We start from the raw sequence: 16,858 nt of genomic DNA, 5'->3' as shown, positions 1-16,858 counted from the left end.
GTGTTCGCCCTGAAAATGCGCTTCCGATTTGGACGTATCGCAGGCAACTGCGGCTTTCCTCGAGAGGAGAATCAATGAAGAAACTGAACAAGGTGGCGATGCTCTTTGCATCGGCCGCGCTTGCCGCGCCGATGTCGAGCGCGTTCGCCCAGAAGTCTGTGGACAACTGGCGAGCCGCGGATGGCACGGTCTGGAAGAACGGCACGAACGAGCTTTGCTGGCGCGACGCCAACTGGACGCCCGCCACCGCCGCCGAGAACTGCGATGGCGCGGTGAAGCCGCCCCCGCCGCCCCCGCCGCCTGCTCCGGCGCCCGCTCCTGCTCCGGCTGTGACGCCCCCGCCGCCGCCGCCGCCGCCGCCGCCGCCGCCCGTGCCGGTGAGCGAGAAGGTCACGTACGCGGCTGACGCGTTCTTCGATTTCGACAAGGCTGTCCTGAAGCCCGAAGCGAAGGCCAAGCTCGACGACCTGATCGGCAAGACCAAGGGTGTGAACCTCGAAGTCATCATCGCCGTCGGCCACACCGACGCCGTGGGCTCCGATTCGTACAACCAGAAGCTGTCGATCAAGCGCTCGGAAGCCGTCAAGGACTACATCGTGTCCAAGGGCATCGAGAAGAACCGCGTGTACACCGAAGGCAAGGGCGAGAAGCAGCCCGTCGCCGACAACAAGACCGCCGAAGGCCGCGCGAAGAACCGTCGCGTGGAAATCGAAGTCGTCGGTACCCGCGCCAAGCAGTAATCGCTTCGGCGACACTGCTGCGAAACCCCGCCTCGGCGGGGTTTTTTCTTTTCCGCTTGATTACCATCGGGGCATGAGCGAAACCACCCTCAATGCGGACCCTCAGGAGCTTGCCAAGTTCGGTGAACTGGCCCACCGCTGGTGGGATCCCGATGGTGAATTCCGACCCCTGCACCAGATCAACCCTTTGCGCCTGGACTGGATCGCCGGCCTGGCAAAGCTGCCCGGCGCCGATGTGCTCGATGTCGGCTGCGGCGGGGGCATCCTGGCAGAGTCCATGGCCCGACGTGGGGCCCGCGTGCTCGGGATCGACCTGTCTACCAAGCCTTTGAAGGTGGCCCAGTTGCACGCGCTGGAAACCGGGGTGGAGAACCTGTCCTATCGTGAGGTGGCCGTCGAGCAGCTCGCCTCGGAACGTCCGGCGAGCTTCGACGTCGTGACTTGCATGGAGATGCTCGAGCACGTGCCGGAGCCCGCGTCGGTCGTACGAGCGTGTGCGCAGCTGGTCAAGCCGGGCGGACGGGTCTTTTTTTCGACGTTGAACCGCAACCCCAAGGCCTTCCTCTTCGCCATCGTCGGCGCGGAGCATGTGCTGGGCCTGCTGCCCAAGGGCACCCACGAGTACGCGCGCTTCATCAAGCCCAGCGAGCTCGCACGCTATGGCCGCGATGCCGGCCTCGAGATCGACCAGATGAAGGGCATGGAGTACAACCCGTTGACCCGGCGCTATTGGCTATCGGCCCGGACCGACGTGAACTATCTGCTGGCGTGCCGCAGGCCGGCATGAAGGCCGCCGCGGGAGCGCCGGGTGCCGTCCTCTTCGACCTCGATGGGACCCTGATCGACAGCGCCCCCGATCTCGCCGGCGCTGCCAACGCGTTGCGCGCAGAGCACGGCATGCAGCCCTTGCCCTACGAGCAACTGAGGCCCATGGTCGGCACGGGGGCGCGGGGCATGGTCGGTGTCGCCTTCGGCGTGGCGCCCGGAGACGAGCGGTTCGAGCCGCTGCGGGACGCCTTTCTCGCCTTGTATGAACTGTCGATGCTCGATCGCACCCGCGTGTTCGACGACATAGGCCTCTTGCTGGCAGGGCTGGAAAAGGCTGGCATCCCTTGGGGCATCGTGACGAACAAGGCGACCCGATTTGCCGTTCCGGTGGCCGAGGGCCTCGGGCTGGCGCCACGCGCCGGCGCACTGGTTTGCGGCGACACGACCTCGCGGGCCAAACCTCACCCTGAACCACTGTGGGAAGCAGCGCGCCGCCTCGGCCGCGACCCGGTTGACTGCGTGTACGTCGGCGATGACCTGCGCGACGTGCAAGCTGGCCAAGCGGCGGGCATGTCCACGCTGGTCGCCGCCTGGGGCTATCTGGGGCAGGGCGAGCCCATCGAGTCCTGGGGCGCCGACGGGATTGTCGAAAGTCCGCGCGCCCTCTTGAAGTGGCTGCGATTGGCCTAAACTACTGAGCTTCCTGGGGCCGACCTGGTTTCGACGTGGGTGCGGAGTCGGGATAGGGCATGTCGAGCACCAGTTCGCTCGTAAAACCACTGGAAACATGTAACTGCGAACGACGAACGTTTCGCTCTCGCCGCTTAACACCGGTGAGCCTCTCAACGGCTGGCCCATGGGCCGGGTGAACGACCGCAAGGTCCGACACTGAGAGGTCATTCTCATGGGCTGGCGCCCCGGTTGGCCACGGACCGGGGTGCGAGATCAAGTGGCTGGCGAGTCCGGTAGCGTGCTGCTGCGCGACCGGGCTCGTGAGAATCAAATCAGTCAGCTAAACATGTAGATCTACCCGGCGATGGCTTGCGGACGGGGGTTCAATTCCCCCCGGCTCCACCATTTTAGAGTTCGCGGAAGTCCGCGAAAGTGCAAAAAGGCCTAGAGAATCAACGCTCTAGGCCTTTTTCTTTGTCCGACAAAGTGCAGTAACTTCCGCCAACTTCCACCCCCGGTTGCAGTAACCCGGGAAGTAACCGCAAAATCCGAACGTCAAGACTCGGAAGTTACTGCATGCCCCGTGAACTCATCTCTGGCGACACCGCGATCCGCTCGATCAAGCCGGGCGATCCGCGAAAGCGCATCAGCGACGGCGCGGGGCTGTACCTGCTGTTGTTCGTCAAGGGCGGCTCGCACGGCTGGCGGTTGGACTACTCCGTCAACGGGGTACGCAAGACGCTGAGCCTTGGAACGTACCCGGATACCGGCCTGGCGCTGGCCAGGAGGAAGGCCGACGAAGCCCGCCGCCTTGTCAGCGAAGGCCTGGACCCGAGCGACAGCCGCAAGGCTGCCAGGGCCGAGGCCGAGCGCCGACGGGAAGCCAAGAAGCGAGAAGACGAGGGCCTGGCCCCGGCTGGCTCGTTCGAGGCCGTAGCCCGAGAATGGCTGGACACGATTCACGCGGCAAAGGTCAGCGAAGGCCACGCCACGCGCACCCGGCTTCGCCTGGAGCAGGACATCTTTCCGTGGGTAGGACGACAGCCCCTGGACGCGATCGAGCCGCCTGCGTTGCTCGCCTGCTTGCGCCGCATCATTCAACGCGGCGCCATTGAGACGGCACATCGCGCCAAGGATGCTTGCGGCCAAGTCTTTCGTTATGGCATCGCCGCTGGCATGTGCAAGCGCAACCCAGCCGCGGATCTGCGCGACGCGCTGCCGCCGGTTCCGAACCGGCACCTGGCCGCGATCGTGGAACCTAAAGGGGTGGCAGCCCTTTTGCGTGACATGACGGAGTACCAGGGGCACCCGGTGACACGTACTGCGCTGGCCCTTTCGGCGTTGCTGTTCCTGCGGCCTGGCGAACTACGCCAGCTGGAGTGGTCATGGGTGGACTTCGATGCCGCAGTCATCACCATTCCAGGGGCCCTGATGAAGCGTCGCAAAGACGAGAAGGCGACAGGCAGCCCGCACTTGGTTCCTTTGGCAGCACAGGCGATTTCCCTTTTGAAAGAGTTGGAGCCGCTCACGGGCGCGGGACGCTACGTCTTCCCGTCGCTGCTGACCAGCGACCGGCCCATGAGCGACAACACGGTGCGCAGCGCCCTGCGTAGGATGGGCTACGGCAACGATGACATGTCGGCGCATGGCTTCCGTGCCATGGCACGCACGATGGCCGCCGAACGCCTGGGCATCGCCCCTGAGGTGATCGAAGCGCAACTGGCTCACGCGGTGCCCGACCCGCTGGGACGTGCGTACAACCGTACTCAGTACCTCGATCAACGACGCGACCTGATGACGAAGTGGGCGGACTACCTTGACCGCCTGCGCCGGGGTGGCGAGGTAGTACCGCTCCGATCAGCGCAGGCAGGCGCATAAGGTTGCGAAATCGTCTGAGCGCGGGACGGCGGGGACAAGGCCCAAGGACAGTGCATCTCCACGGTGTTCATCGAGTGGGCCGCCACCCAGCGCCGTGAACGGGGACAGCGCGGGGACAAGGCAGGGACACGGGGACAGTTGGAGAAAGGAGAGGATCTTCTCTCTTCTTCATTGCTTTCCGCAGTCTTCTCACCAGGCCGCCGAGCCGAAGGACTGGACCACGGGTCCTCCCTCAGGGTTCGTCCCACACGGGTCATTCGCGAGCGCGAAAGACGTGTGGTTTCAGGATTGAGGCCAGGGTAGTCAGCGTTCGGGTAGTCGTTCAAGCGCGTTAAACGATCCGGGTAGTCAGTCAGGTGGGCCTTCCGTCATGAACTCGGCTCGTCAGTTGGCGAACAGCGACGGAAATTCAGCGCCAAAGATCTTCCCTGGCGCCTCTTCGTCTCCCGTGGTGTGCGGGCATCTGCACTGTGGAACTGCGGAACGACCCACTGCACGCCGACATTTCAAGAGGCACCGCCCCGTGCGCAAGATGCTGGGGTGGCTCACGACGTGAGCCATGACAGAATCATCGGCATCGATCCAAATTCAACAGAGGGAACGTTTGACGGATTCGACTTTCGGCCGCACGTCAATAGATCAGGCCGCAGTGCTGGCGCGAGAAGCCGCCACGGTGAGCGCATATAAGGGTTTCGAACGCCCCGTTCATTTCACCAAGGCTTCAAAGCGAGCGTTTTGCCGTCGACAGGACGTCGAGCGCATCTTCTCCTGGCTGGAGAAGCAAAGCGAAGAGCTTCTTCCTGGCGCGTACCGAGACTGCGTCCGTGAGGCGCTGTGCCGACGCCTGGAGCTTGCTCCAGTCATGCGTACGCTGTTGGACTCGATGTACGAGGATGAGGCGATTCCGCTCTTCGAGAGTTGCATGAAGGCGGCTGTCTATCAAGGGCCGGAAGCCCAAGACGAGAAACGTCGGGCGTTTCGACGAATGACGGCGCTTCGCAAATCCATCGCCGAAACGTCGGCGGCACTTGCCGACCAGATCGATGAGGCGCAGAAGCTCCGTAACGAGTTTGCGATCGACGGCTTTCCGGTGCAGGCCACGAGACCGGACCTGCTTCTGCTGAGCGCCGGTGAAACCAACCCCTTGTTCAAATCCGCCGTGAAGGGACCGTTGTGGGGGCTGGGTCACCGCTATTGGGCCCCCAAGTACTGGCCCGACACTGCAGACTTGCTCCGAGAACTCGGCGAGCTGATGCTTTGCGGCGAACAAGCGTTTGAGGACGAGGAAGATGCTCTGGCCGTCCGCCATAGCGGGCCGGTGGGAGTGGCCGGCGTGGTGCGCGTCATAGATGCCCTTTTGAGCGGGGAGCCGGACAGTTGGCCACGCGTCACCCTCACCGACGAGCAGTTCGCTTCCATGCTGTCGGTGCTGCTTCGCCGGCCGCCAGACAAGCCGGTCGAACCGGATCAGGTGAAGCGCGCCCGCCAGAGGTAGTCAGCAGGTAGTCACTTTGAACAGTTGGGGCCGAAATGCAGCGGTCAACTGTTCCTGACGCTTAGGGACGCGCTCGGCACGATAGGGACTGTGTCGAACTACTGCGGCCTTGGAGGCCGCCGATCCATGAAGCTTCCCGTCAACGTGTCGTCTGATGCGGCACCCCTCGCCCAAGTTGGAGCAAGAATTCCGGCGACTTCGCCGCCTCCGCCATCGCTGCGGTTCTTGCGGCTGCGTGAAGTCTGTGCGCTGACGACCCTCGGCAAGAGTTCCATCTATGCCCGGATGAAGGATCCTGGGCCGCTGCGCTTTCCGGCACCTGTCGTGATCGGGCCTCGCTGCGTGGCGTGGCGAGAACGAGATGTCGTTGCCTGGCTTGAGGCCCGGCAGACCAGGGAGACGTGGCAGTGAACGGATCCATCTTTGATGAAGAGCTGGCGCCTGAATCCGCACTCGCGCAGCTCCTGGACAAAGCGTGCAGCGAAATCCATGCGAGGTTTCCTCGCACGTTCGAGCATGCAGGCCGAACTTGGTGGTTGAACGTGCGCCCAGGCGGCGACGCTGTGAAGGGCCTGGCCGTCATCGCGCTCTTCGACAAACCCGAAGCGACAAACCCGGTGCATGTTGTCATTGCCACGTTGGGCTCTGAGTTCGGGCACCGCCGTCCCTCAGGGTCGCAAGGGGAGGCCGTCCATTGAAAGCGATGACGCTTACCGTTCGATCGGAAGTTCTGCGGCAGGCAGCCCGTGTACTGGAGTCGCGCGGCAAGCGGCCTACACAGGCCCTGTTCTGCTGGCAAAGTGGGTACGGCGAGCGCCGATTCCTGGCGACGTTCGCCTGGCCGGGAGTGGTTGAGGTGTTCGATCACAACACGGGAGAGCTGGCCGCCAGCAGCCTGCCTGGCCAGCCGTTCCAGCTCAACACTCATCGCTTCACAGCCGCGTGAAGGCGGGCGTACGGCTTCCGAGTGAAGCCATCGCCGCCTTTCCGCTTCAACTTTTCCTCGCGACGACTTCGCACGCCAGGCGTGCGTCTCGCCGCGGCATGGGCAATCAATTCAGTACGCAATGCCGACGAATCCTGGAAAGAGGCAAGGGGGCCATCGCCATCCCGTGACAGTCGACCTCATCCGCTCCGCCATCGCCTGCATCCCGCCGGACATCGACAGAGAGACATGGGTGCGTGTCGCCATGGCGGTGAAGTCCGAGCTGGGAAGTGCTGGCTTCGAGGTGTGGGACGAATGGAGCCAGCAAGGGGCGAGCTACAACGCAAGCGATGCGAGGAGTGCCTGGCGCAGTGTCAAGGCGGGAGGTGGGGTCACTGTGGCCACCGTATTCAGCATCGCCAAGCAACACGGATTCCAGTTCCCGGACGCGGATGACTCACCGAATGGCAAGAGCGCCGAGATCGACGGGGTCCGCCTGACAGAAGAGCGAAAGAGACGGCAGGAATCCGAGGAGGCGTCTGACCAGGCGCGGGCTCAGCGGGCCGCAAGAGAGGCTCAAGAAATTTGGAGTCGTGCCGCCGAGTCGGGCCACTCGCCCTACCTGGCGCGCAAGGGCGTGCAGGGTCATGGCGTGCGCTATCTGTCAGACGGCACGCTGTTGGTACCGTTGCGCGATTCAACGGGGGGCCTGCACAACCTGCAATCCATCGCGCCTGAGAAGCCGACTGCAGAGCAGCAGAAACTTGGTGCGACCGAAAAGCGATTCTTGGCCGGCGGCAGGAAGTCTGGCCTCTGGCATCTGATCGGCGCGGTGCAGGCGCCTGCACAGGCCCCATGGCCCACCGTGTTGTTGGCTGAAGGCTATGCCACCGCTGCGTCGATCCACGAGGCGACCGGACTTCCCGTCGTCGTGGCCTTCGATGCTGGCAACCTGGTGCACGTCGCTTCCGCGCTGCGACGGTTGTTCCCGAACGCACCAATCCTCGTGTGTGGGGATGATGACCGCGACACCGAGGCTCGTACGGGGACCAATGCCGGGCGCCAAAAGGCCGAGCGCGCCGCCCAGGAGGCCACCACCCGCGGCGCGCCTGCCGGCATCGTCCTTCCGGAGGGCCTGCCGCTCGGCGCATCGGACTTCAATGATCTGGCATCGCACGCCGGAGCGACGGTGGTGAGGGCTCAGATCGAGCGTGCCGTCGCGGCGCTTTCCTCAACGAAGCACCTCACAGGTGCAGCAGCGTCTGAGGCCCGAAGTGAACCGGTTGCATGCGCTCAATCCCGCAGGGACCAAAGAGACGCTCATTCGGCACCGATGAGAGATCCGTTCAAGCTGGCGCGAGACGGCGTCTACTTCGTCGCCCGCGATTCCGACGGGAACGAGAAGCCGCCGACGTGGCTCTGCGCTTCGCTACGGGTCACCGCTCGTACGCGCGCCGAAGATGCGAACGGATGGGGCAGCTTGCTGGAGTTCCACGATCTCGATGGCAACGCGAAGGCATGGGCCATGCCGTCGTCGCTCTTGAGCGGCGACGGGTCCGAATGGGCTGCAAGGCTCCGCGACATGGGTTTGCCAATGGCGCCAGGGACGCGAGCACGCAACTTGGTGGCGCAATACATCGATACGCGCAACCCGGCGGAGCGAGTGACGTGCACGGACCGGGTGGGGTGGCACGCGGGTGGGATCTACGTTCTGCCGTCGCAGTGCATTGGGCCGACTGAGGAACGGCGATACGTGTTCCAGAGTGAGAGCGGCATGGAGGACACGTTTCGGCAGCATGGAGCGCTGGCTGACTGGCAGCAGCATGTCGCCGTCCCTTGCGCAGGCAACAGCAGGCTGATCTTCGGCATCAGCTGCGCGTTCGCCGGGCCGCTTCTTCGGCTGGCCGGCATGGAGAGCGGCGGCTTCCACTTTCGAGGAGATTCCAGCAAGGGCAAGACTACCGCGCTCAAGATCAGCGCGAGTGTATGGGGTCGGCCAACTTACATGCAACGCTGGCGCACTACCGACAACGCCTTGGAAGCGACCGCCGTACAGCACTGCGATGGGCTGCTGATCCTTGATGAGATCGGCCAAGTTGACGGCCGGGTGGTCGGTGACTGTGCCTATCTGCTGGCCAACGAGCAGGAGAAGGGCCGCGCCACCCGCAACGGCCTGGTGCGCAAACGCCGCACTTGGCGGTTGTTGTTCCTCTCCTCGGGGGAGAAGAGCATGGCCGACCACATGGCGGAGGCCGGAAAGCGAGTCATGGCAGGGCAGGAAGTGCGTTTGATCGACATTCCGCTCGATGCCGGCGCCGGCATGGGCGGTCTGGAATGTCTGAATGGATACGACAGCCCGGGCGGCCTCGCGGAGGCCATCACCAGCTCGGCCGCGCGCTACTACGGCACCGCAGGGCGTGCGTGGCTGGAATGGCTCGCAGGGCGGTACGCTAGCGTCTCGGAACGTACCGGGCCGCTGCTCGATCAACAGCGAGCACTGATCGTGCCTGATGCAGCGAGCGAGCAAGTCCGCCGGGCGGGGGCGCGCTTTGCGTTGGTGGCTGTCGCCGGTGAACTGGCGATCGAGGCGGGTATCGTCCCGTGGTCTCCTGGTCAAGGCGCTGAAGCGGCACGGGCCTGCTTCAATGCCTGGCTATCCGCCCGCGGCCACATGGACAACGGCGAAGAGGCGGCGATGCTTCGCCAGGTGCGCGCCTTTCTGGAGAAGAACGGGGACGCGCTCTTCACCTGGACACATCGCGCCATGGACGATCATCGTGGCAATACACCACTGCGCGCGGGCTTCAAACGGATGGTCGATGCGGAAGGCTCGCCGATCAAGATTGACGCCGCGACCGACTACGTGGAGAAGAGAAGCGGCGAGCTGCGAGAGAGGACGGATGCGCTCGTCGAGTACCTGGTCTTTCCCGAGGCTTTCCGTCGTGAGGTTGCCAAGGGGTTCGACGTGCAGGCCGTTGCCGACCTGCTTCGGAAGCGAGGGCATCTGAAGCACGAAACTGGGCGCCTGACCATTCGGCAGCGCCTGCCTGGAACGGACAAGGCCCCGGTGTACCTTGTGAAGCCGAGCATCTTTTCAGATGAGATGTAGTCGTCGAAGGCAGCGCTCTACTGCGTCATTTGGCGCTGACACCGGCCTGCGGAAGAAGCAGACGGGTGAAAGGGCTGCTATTCGCCAGGCCGTCGGGCAAGTGCCTCCGTAGAATTCTGTCCATCCAAGCGCGAAACCGGCCGCATCCATTGGGCGGCAGCGGGCCAGAGGCCCCGGGAACCCGTGACCCTGCGCTAGAAAACCGTCGTCCGAGTTTCGGTCCGTCGAAGTCTGATGGAAGCACCGAGCGCAGATGCCCGGAAGTCAAAGCCCGCCGCCAGTAATGGTCGCGGGCTTTTCTTGAAGGCAATGTGGCAAACCTTCGTAACGGGTCACTGAGCGGTCGACACGGGCAACGCGATGATGCCCGAGACCTGGTTGAGACCGTGACCTGAGGACACTTCTCCGACCGCCTCAGACGCTGCAATGCCGCCGGCGGTCAGTACGGTCTCAGCTTTAGACTGGACTGAGTCACTCGCGGTCGACGGGCACGAGCGGCAGCGGAGATCATCACCGGGCATTCGACGGTCAGCGGCGCGCATGACCGCTTAGCCTCAGAGACCGTGCTGTGGCCGGGGATCGTCTGCGAACGACCGGTTGGACCTGAGGCGAACTGGAACTGCCGACCCATTCAGGCGCACACGGCCGGTTCACGTGTACACCCAACTAAGTAGTCGGCACGAACGGGCTCAAAGGGGACAGGCTTTCGCACACCGCTCGCAGCCGCGGCTGCGCTTGCCTACTACGCAAGTTCTCCCACTTGAACGAGCAGTCGCTACAGTCAGATCCGGCTCGTCGTCATCCAGTTGGTCCAAGTCGATGACGCGAGCCGCCACACGCGCCGCGGCAACCGCCTCGATGGTCGACTCTACGCTGGGGATTCCCCCGGTGTGCTCCTCTCTCGTGACCGCTGCAAGAATGTGAGCGCAGCCCTCCAGCCCAAGTAACGTGGCCCCGATCGCACTGGAGATGTGGTCCTGACCTATGGCGGTGTCGGTGGGTATCGGGCCCAAGGGCATTATCGGAACGCCGGTGGCACGCAACAGCACGGCGAGCCTCTTGATGTCCTTCGGCCGCGCATGGCCTGGCGACTCAATGATCACGCCGACTCCCTGACTGCCAATCTCGCGCGCGAGTCGCGCCTGCGCGCTAATCTCGGCGACTTGGGCATCATCGCCGGAATCGAAGATGTTCGCCGATCGGTACGACGCTCCCAAGCTCAACACGGTCCGGTTTCGTCTGGCGTGCACCGTTAGTTGGGGAAGGATCTGGAGGTATGCGTTTTCTTCTTTCCAGCCCCGACTCTCCGCGTCTGCGATGACCAACCCTCCGCCGCGCGATGTGCAGGGAACAAGGCGTCCGGCCGCCAGCTCCTGAATCTCTCTGCTCGGCGTTGGATGAATAGTGAGCAGGCCCACGCCACCTTCCATTTGCTCGACTGCCACATCGAGCAGTTCGCTGGGATCGATCCGCCCTTCGCCAGTCCGCGCCACGGTATAGACAGGTAGGCAGGCTGCTGCTGCGGATGTTTCCCGCAGCACGCGCTGCCACAGCGGTGGTCCATCGTCAGGCGTGATGAGGCTCAGGTCGCTGATGATTTCCGGTCCATGGGGCAGGTCAGAAAGCGTTCGGATCTTCCGTGCCTGCTCCTCTATCTGCCTTGAATGGCTCGCGCCAACAAGCGCCATCACCAGAGTGCGGCAGCCGGGACCGGCGCTGAACGAACGCGACGGGGCGCGGATGTGAACGGTGCAGCGCTCGCTCATTGCGCAAGCATTTTCACGACGCACGCGACGACATCCTCCGGCGACACAGAGTACATGCGCGCCTTCGCGACGTAGTCTGGATCCGTAGCTTCGAGCGCCGCCCTGATCCTCGAGTCCTCCAGTAGGCGCGTGGGCAGATCACCCTCGCGTTCGGGAACCGGAAGGATGCGACATCCGACATCCTTCGCGAGCTCCACCTCAGCCACCGTACCCATGCCACCGTGGTACACGATCGCGACTTGAGCGGATCTCATCAGCGGAGCACGCCACTCCTGAAGCGCCGGCAGAAGCGACGGGTCGTTCGAGAACCTGGGATTCGCCGCATACGGGTTCGAGAACAGTCGCAAGCGGGGAAGGACGTCGGCTCCTTTGTGTAGGCACCTCTCCATGTAGGCCGACGTCACTTCCCGCCCTGTGCCCGTTGACTGGCCATCAAGAAGGACGAGCCCCCTCTCTTCGGCCAGCAACTCGCCTACGGCTCTCGGGTGGCTCGTCGCACTGGTGACGTCTCGCTCATGCGAGCCGGTAACGAAGACAGTCTTGCCCCTTGAGCGAAGCGCAATCCCTTGCAGGATGCTCTCCAGCTCCGAGAAGTCATCGATCTGGCACGCGGCGATGCCTACGCGGGATAGATCACTTAACCAGAGATCCTGGCGCGCCTGCTTCGCAGCAATCTCCTCGTTCGTGCCAACCTTTTCCCGTCGAAGGACGATGTAGTGTTGGCGAAGAGCTCGCTTTCCCAACCTGCGCGCCTCGACAACAATATTCCTGATGTTGCTGTCTGCGTAAGAGTAGCCGACGAAGAGAAACTGCCTGTCGACCAGATCCTGTCTGAGTCGATGCGCGGTCGCGGGCCGCTGCTCGAAGAAGTCGTCGTAGTCCTCCTGCGTGACCACCAAGTCGCTGGCTCCGGACTGCTCAATGCAGCCGTGCATCTTGACCACCTCGATGTCCGAAGTCCTTCCACCGCGGGAGATGGACTCGTCGGACGCTCGCACCGTCACCTTGAAATGGGAGCGAAACGCTTCCTCAAGCAAGGTGTCGTAGTTCGTGGTCCACAGGCACTTAACGTTGGTCTTCGCCAGGATGGCGTGATACGTGTTGTGCGCGTAGGTCTTCTGCAGCACGTCACGAAAGTGGGCGATGAGGGGCGCCCGATTGTTCGTGCGATTGACGATGTGCTGCGCGATCAACGGGAGATCGTCGTCAGATCTCAGCTGGATTCTCAGCCGCGTTTCGGCCATGTCTCGAAGCAGGTCCGCCCACCCTGGCACGCCTGAAGGGGTCGATATCCCCGACCCAACGAACACAGCGCCGCGGCCCTCTACTAAAGCCTTTGAGAACTCGTTGATCACGTCGCGAGGTTGCAGCACGTCAGCCTTCCCAAGTCATTTTTGGTGTACCCGTTCTCCGCTGCCCGCAGCACAACAGGCTCAACGAGTCCTTGCTCGCTCTAGCAGCATAGCGCCACGGCTTGGTGCGATCGCTCGATACGTGACACTTGATCTGCCTCGCAGCGGAGTCGCCTGTTTTCCGATATGCGTAACGCTCTTCATGGCCGCTTCCGCAGGTTCGAGGCCCACTCCCCGACCTGGCTGATGAGGCATGGGACGCTGCGGCGCGAGTCAGCGGCATTTTCTTCTCTGCAGCCGCTGCTTCACAAGCCACCACTAATCCAAACCGCTTTTTGCCTTCCGATCGAAAAAGTGGTCGAGTGATGTGTCACGCTTATGAACTCCGGGAATGCTGTGGATGAGGCTATCTATCGGATTGCCGGGATGGTCGTAACGCAGATGCTCTCCACGGCGAAACGCTTCATGAATCTGAGGTTGCTGGCAGCGAAAGAAGATCGCGTTCCTAGAGTAGGCCTGTACGGCGTGGTTGCAGATATCGACCTCGTCATCCTCAAGCACAAGCGTTGAAAATTTAGGTTCGGGCATGTAGCTCCATGGCCGACAGACGAGGATGCAGATGTGCGGGGTGATTGGGACAAACATTTTTGGCGAGTGCGGTGCCATCTGCGCGTTTGCGACATTGTGGAAGAAGCCATCGCCAAAGATGAACTCTCTATCCTGCGAGTAGACGGCAACGAACTTGCCCTCCGCGCCGATGCTGTCGGCGACGACCCGTTGAGAGTTCCACATGTTCAGTCCAATGAGTGTGGCGCGTTCAGCGGATCTAAGCGGCCCACAAAAGTGCTCCGCCGGTGCCACCGAAGCCTCCCGATTCAACGGTCCGCGGACCGCGAGAGACACCGCACACTCGGTCATAAGAAGTAGCCGATCTTCCGTACATGGTTGGGCTATGAAGCGGTGCCTCAATTCCGGAACGTCATGGACATGTTTGCGTTCGAGCCCTTCTAGCCATTCGATCAAGTCAGGGAAACTGGAGTCCGCCTTGTCGAACGCATCTTCGAAACTCTCACCCCAAGCCGATCGCGAGCCAGTTCCCCCCATCTTGATGTGGTGGCCGTCGCGGATAACGCCAAGGTTGGCCGGTGGAAGCCGGACGCAATTGCCGTTTGGTTTCAACCACCCGGTTTTCCCGTCCTCGGCTGCCCAATGCTTGGACAGACACTCGGGCCACCAATGATGCCGTTCAGATTTCAGCTTCTTCACGTCAAGAATTCCCTGTACACTGCGCTAAAGCCTCGGAGTTGCGCAATCACCGCTTTTCCGAAGCAAGTAGTTTGCGTTGCTAAGCCTAGGACGGCCACGCGATTGCATTCAGTTCGCGAAGAACCTTTGCACCGTATTCCGGTTCAATCTGCGCCGCATATGCCGCAAGGCCAACCAAGTGATTTCGGAGACCGGCGACCGCAGAGAAACCTCGCCTTGCAGCATGTGCTGTTGGGCCGAACCCTTCGGCTCTCAAATAGTGCAGGTGCATCCTCAGACTCGCCTTGAATGCGCGCGTTAGTCGGGGGCTGGGCCCGTCCACCAGGAGTCCGAGAACTATCTTCCTTCCACCCGGTGAGACGACTGCTGTTTTTGAACTGTTCGGCGAGAAGCCATGTCTGCCTAGAATTTGGTAGATGCCGGAAATCACGCTCCGTGCGTGAAGGCGGTCGAAAGTCCGCTCGGCAGTCGAGAACGTCAGGTCATCCGCGTACCGTGTGTAGGTCAGGCCGTTGGCTTGAGCTAGCCTTTCCAGTTGAGCATCTGCTTCAACCATCGCCATGTTGGCCAACATCGGGCTCGTGGGAGCGCCTTGCGGGAGGTGACCCAGGCGACGACTTTCGTAAGCGGAAATTCGGTAAGGGCTCAGATACGAATGTCGCCACCATTGTTTTCGCATTCGACGCTTGGTGAGCGTGCCCATTCGCGTACAAAGGCGACCGAGTTCGAATGCTACCAGCGGTTGGTAGCCGAGAGCTCGAAATGATCGGTAAGCCGACACCTCGGATACGGATTCAAAGAAACTCCGGATGTCGACCTTGATAAGCCAACGAGACCCGCAATGTGGACTCGCGGCGTCTACAAGGCGGCATTTCGGCGCATAGGCGGTGCTCGATGGATGCACCAGGCTTTTCGAATGAGCAAGCACGTTTCGCGCCAGCCAACGTTGAACCCGAAGTAGCGTTGGATCGGGTGAGCATATGACTCGGAAGCGTCGCGCACCGTCTCTCGCCGGTCGTTTTCGAATGAGGAAGACGCGATAAGGATCTTCTTCTGCCCTCCTGACAATGCTTCGCAGAAGTCCGTAGTCAGCGTCGGTTAGATGCGCGAGATGTCTTAAGGTGAATATCGGCGGGAGTGATGAATTCACCCTTTGCACCGCCAGCCCCGCATCTACAGCGGCATCAAGAACTTCTGATGGAACTCCCAGAAGCTTCCCCGCGGCGCGATAGGGTTGAGGTCGCCAACTTGCCATCTACTTTGACACCCGAAGGGTGAGATCTCCCGCCGCAAACCGAAGACCTCGCCACGGAACTTTGTGGCGGGAGAACTTGGCCGCAAGCGAAGGCTTGTTCATAGGACAACAGTAGTCTGCGTCCCGTACCGAAGTACAGCAGGTCCCCGAGGCCTCGAAGGGCTGGGGTTTCATCTAGACGGCGGAGTTGGTGACCTCAACGAGGACGGATAGTACGGCGATTTCGGTGGCGGCTCCAACAATCTATGCGCCCGCTGTCGCTCCTTGGCCACCCTGCGCTTCGCGTGCTGAAGCTCGCCGCAGCCGCTATCCGTCAGATGTTTCTGAGAATCGATCCAGCCAAGCCTGAAGAGCTCATCACAAACGTCCACCACTTCCATTGTTGTGAGGCCTGTCCGTGTTGCAAGCGCGGCAGTAAAGCGTGGACGACGTGACAAAGCGGCGAGCACTAAGAACCTCTTCTTCACTTCAATGGACGAGTCGAGTGTGGCGGGCGACTTGGCGAGCACCTTTTGCCCGAGGTCACGAAGTCGTTGCGCTATCGCCTCCTTCCCCATACTTCGACCGAACGCTTCCAACGGGAGGCCTGCTGTAACCCTCGCGGGAAAGAGTGGGGTCCACCCACCTTCACCTTTACCGCTCTTGTGGAATATTCGGGGAGTGTTGTTCGGGGCGCCGTGACTGAAGGCAATGAGCGCGCCGGTGCCGCCAAACCCAAGACTCTCCTCAATCCATGGTGGGTTCGAATCCTGTTCCAATGGGTCGTAGGCGCTGCAGAGCCGGTAGTACGCCTTGGCTGCTTCTCGACCAAATGTGCTCGTTATGGTGGGGCACGGAACCAGATAGCGAACATCAGGCTTCGAGTGGTGCCGCCGGACGTGCCGCTCCCCAGCCTCAGTACAGGCATAGGCAACGACGCCGAGGCGAATGAAATGGCCAGACCACCAGCTTCGTACGGAGCGGACACGCCAGGCTGCCGTGAGGTACCGTTCGGCACGTGTACCACTGCCAATCAGGTCAGTAAGGATCCACAGTCTTCGAACCTTGTGCTTGCGAATGGAGTTCGGCCCCGGGTGGTTTAAGAAGTCCATGGGCCGCTCTCGGCACAACTCTGTGATGAGTTGCGCGACCAACCCTTCGCTTCCCACTGAAGGGTCGTAATTCCTTGTCGGCATCACAGGTTGTGGACCACGGCCTTCCGCCCTCCGGACCTTCCGTCGACCTTCTCGAAAAAGCCGATGGGGAACGCCATACCGATGTGGCAACTCGCGCTCAGCGTATAGCGCGATAGGCCCTGGAACCAGCGACGCTTCACGGAGCACCAGGCGGCGCAAGCCTGTGGCAAATTCGTCGCGGGACACGAGCACAAAGTGCTTGAGTAGTTCAGCGGCTAGGTGCTGATCGCCCAACGCGAACTGCCGCAGCCAAGCCTTGGTTTGTTCCGATTCAAGAACGGCATGTGGCGCTTTGGATGACATGGGCACCTCGATCGGTCAGGACGCGGGCGCGCCCACAGCTCAAACGCGGGATCCTCGGACCTTGGTGGAGGGACCGCCTCGCGAGATTCGACAAGCATGGCATGGAGACGCCGCTGCCAAGAACGATCGCTTGCCGTTTGACCCGTCCGGCGAT

The 16,858-nt window shown here is 62.2% G+C and carries 14 protein-coding genes and 1 other RNA gene; 10 read left to right on the top strand and 5 right to left on the bottom strand.

The annotated features are described in order from the left end of the window. Positions 1–74: 74 nt before the first annotated feature. The 10 genes from ompA to ACS5PM_RS20715 all read left to right on the top strand — a co-directional run bounded on the left by ompA (position 75) and on the right by ACS5PM_RS20715 (position 9,587). Entirely contained in the window at positions 75–740 is a 666-nt protein-coding gene (ompA, locus tag ACS5PM_RS20760; RefSeq protein ID WP_439389748.1) for an outer membrane protein OmpA, read from the top strand. A 73-nt stretch (positions 741–813) separates the two neighbouring features. Then, positions 814–1,527 (top strand): bifunctional 2-polyprenyl-6-hydroxyphenol methylase/3-demethylubiquinol 3-O-methyltransferase UbiG, encoded by a 714-nt coding sequence (gene ubiG, locus ACS5PM_RS20755; protein WP_439389588.1) that lies wholly within the window; start codon positions 814–816, stop codon positions 1,525–1,527. Beyond that, positions 1,524–2,198 carry an HAD-IA family hydrolase gene (locus ACS5PM_RS20750; protein WP_439389587.1) on the top strand — a complete coding sequence of 225 codons (675 nt, stop codon included), beginning with the start codon at positions 1,524–1,526 and terminating at the stop codon, positions 2,196–2,198. The genes ubiG and ACS5PM_RS20750 overlap by 4 nt, the downstream gene beginning before the upstream one ends. 15 nt (positions 2,199–2,213) lie before the next feature. Continuing rightward, positions 2,214–2,585: a transfer-messenger RNA gene (gene ssrA / locus ACS5PM_RS20745) on the top strand. A 171-nt stretch (positions 2,586–2,756) separates the two neighbouring features. Continuing rightward, on the top strand, positions 2,757–4,058 hold the full coding sequence (locus ACS5PM_RS20740) for a tyrosine-type recombinase/integrase (RefSeq protein ID WP_439389586.1): 1,302 nt from the start codon (positions 2,757–2,759) through the stop codon (positions 4,056–4,058). A 559-nt stretch (positions 4,059–4,617) separates the two neighbouring features. Further along, positions 4,618–5,553 carry a hypothetical protein gene (locus ACS5PM_RS20735; RefSeq protein WP_439389585.1) on the top strand — a complete coding sequence of 312 codons (936 nt, stop codon included), beginning with the start codon at positions 4,618–4,620 and terminating at the stop codon, positions 5,551–5,553. A gap of 126 nt (positions 5,554–5,679) precedes the next feature. Further along, on the top strand, positions 5,680–5,964 hold the full coding sequence (locus ACS5PM_RS20730) for a helix-turn-helix transcriptional regulator (protein WP_439389584.1): 285 nt from the start codon (positions 5,680–5,682) through the stop codon (positions 5,962–5,964). Further along, a complete protein-coding gene (locus tag ACS5PM_RS20725) occupies positions 5,961–6,251 on the top strand; it encodes a hypothetical protein (protein ID WP_439389583.1) in 291 nt (96 codons plus the stop codon). The genes ACS5PM_RS20730 and ACS5PM_RS20725 overlap by 4 nt, the downstream gene beginning before the upstream one ends. Beyond that, entirely contained in the window at positions 6,248–6,499 is a 252-nt protein-coding gene (locus ACS5PM_RS20720) for a hypothetical protein (RefSeq protein ID WP_439389582.1), read from the top strand. The genes ACS5PM_RS20725 and ACS5PM_RS20720 overlap by 4 nt, the downstream gene beginning before the upstream one ends. Before the next feature lie 166 nt (positions 6,500–6,665). Further along, on the top strand, positions 6,666–9,587 hold the full coding sequence (locus ACS5PM_RS20715) for a DUF927 domain-containing protein (protein WP_439389581.1): 2,922 nt from the start codon (positions 6,666–6,668) through the stop codon (positions 9,585–9,587). A gap of 689 nt (positions 9,588–10,276) precedes the next feature. Here the strand turns inward: ACS5PM_RS20715 and ACS5PM_RS20710 are convergent. The 5 genes from ACS5PM_RS20710 to ACS5PM_RS20690 all read right to left on the bottom strand — a co-directional run bounded on the left by ACS5PM_RS20710 (position 10,277) and on the right by ACS5PM_RS20690 (position 16,704). Then, positions 10,277–11,353, bottom strand: a complete 1,077-nt coding sequence (locus tag ACS5PM_RS20710) for a phosphomethylpyrimidine synthase ThiC (protein WP_439389580.1) — start codon at positions 11,351–11,353, stop codon at positions 10,277–10,279. Further along, on the bottom strand, positions 11,350–12,726 hold the full coding sequence (locus ACS5PM_RS20705; RefSeq protein ID WP_439389579.1) for an SIR2 family protein: 1,377 nt from the start codon (positions 12,724–12,726) through the stop codon (positions 11,350–11,352). The genes ACS5PM_RS20710 and ACS5PM_RS20705 overlap by 4 nt, the downstream gene beginning before the upstream one ends. 297 nt (positions 12,727–13,023) lie before the next feature. Beyond that, a complete protein-coding gene (locus ACS5PM_RS20700) occupies positions 13,024–13,971 on the bottom strand; it encodes a DUF4238 domain-containing protein (RefSeq protein ID WP_439389578.1) in 948 nt (315 codons plus the stop codon). Positions 13,972–14,056: 85 nt separating this feature from the next. Then, on the bottom strand, positions 14,057–15,226 hold the full coding sequence (locus ACS5PM_RS20695) for a reverse transcriptase family protein (protein WP_439389577.1): 1,170 nt from the start codon (positions 15,224–15,226) through the stop codon (positions 14,057–14,059). Between the two features lie 170 nt (positions 15,227–15,396). Further along, the gene (locus tag ACS5PM_RS20690) at positions 15,397–16,704 is read right to left on the bottom strand and encodes a phosphoribosyltransferase-like protein (protein ID WP_439389576.1); all 1,308 of its coding nucleotides are present in this window, start codon (positions 16,702–16,704) and stop codon (positions 15,397–15,399) included. Between the last annotated feature and the right edge of the window lie 154 nt (positions 16,705–16,858).

It is taken from the genome of Ideonella flava (assembly GCF_051857595.1).
Taxonomy (GTDB): Bacteria; Pseudomonadota; Gammaproteobacteria; order Burkholderiales; family Burkholderiaceae_C; genus Ideonella.
Note: the sequence above shows the minus strand (reverse complement) of the source record. Positions and strands in the feature narration are given on the sequence as shown.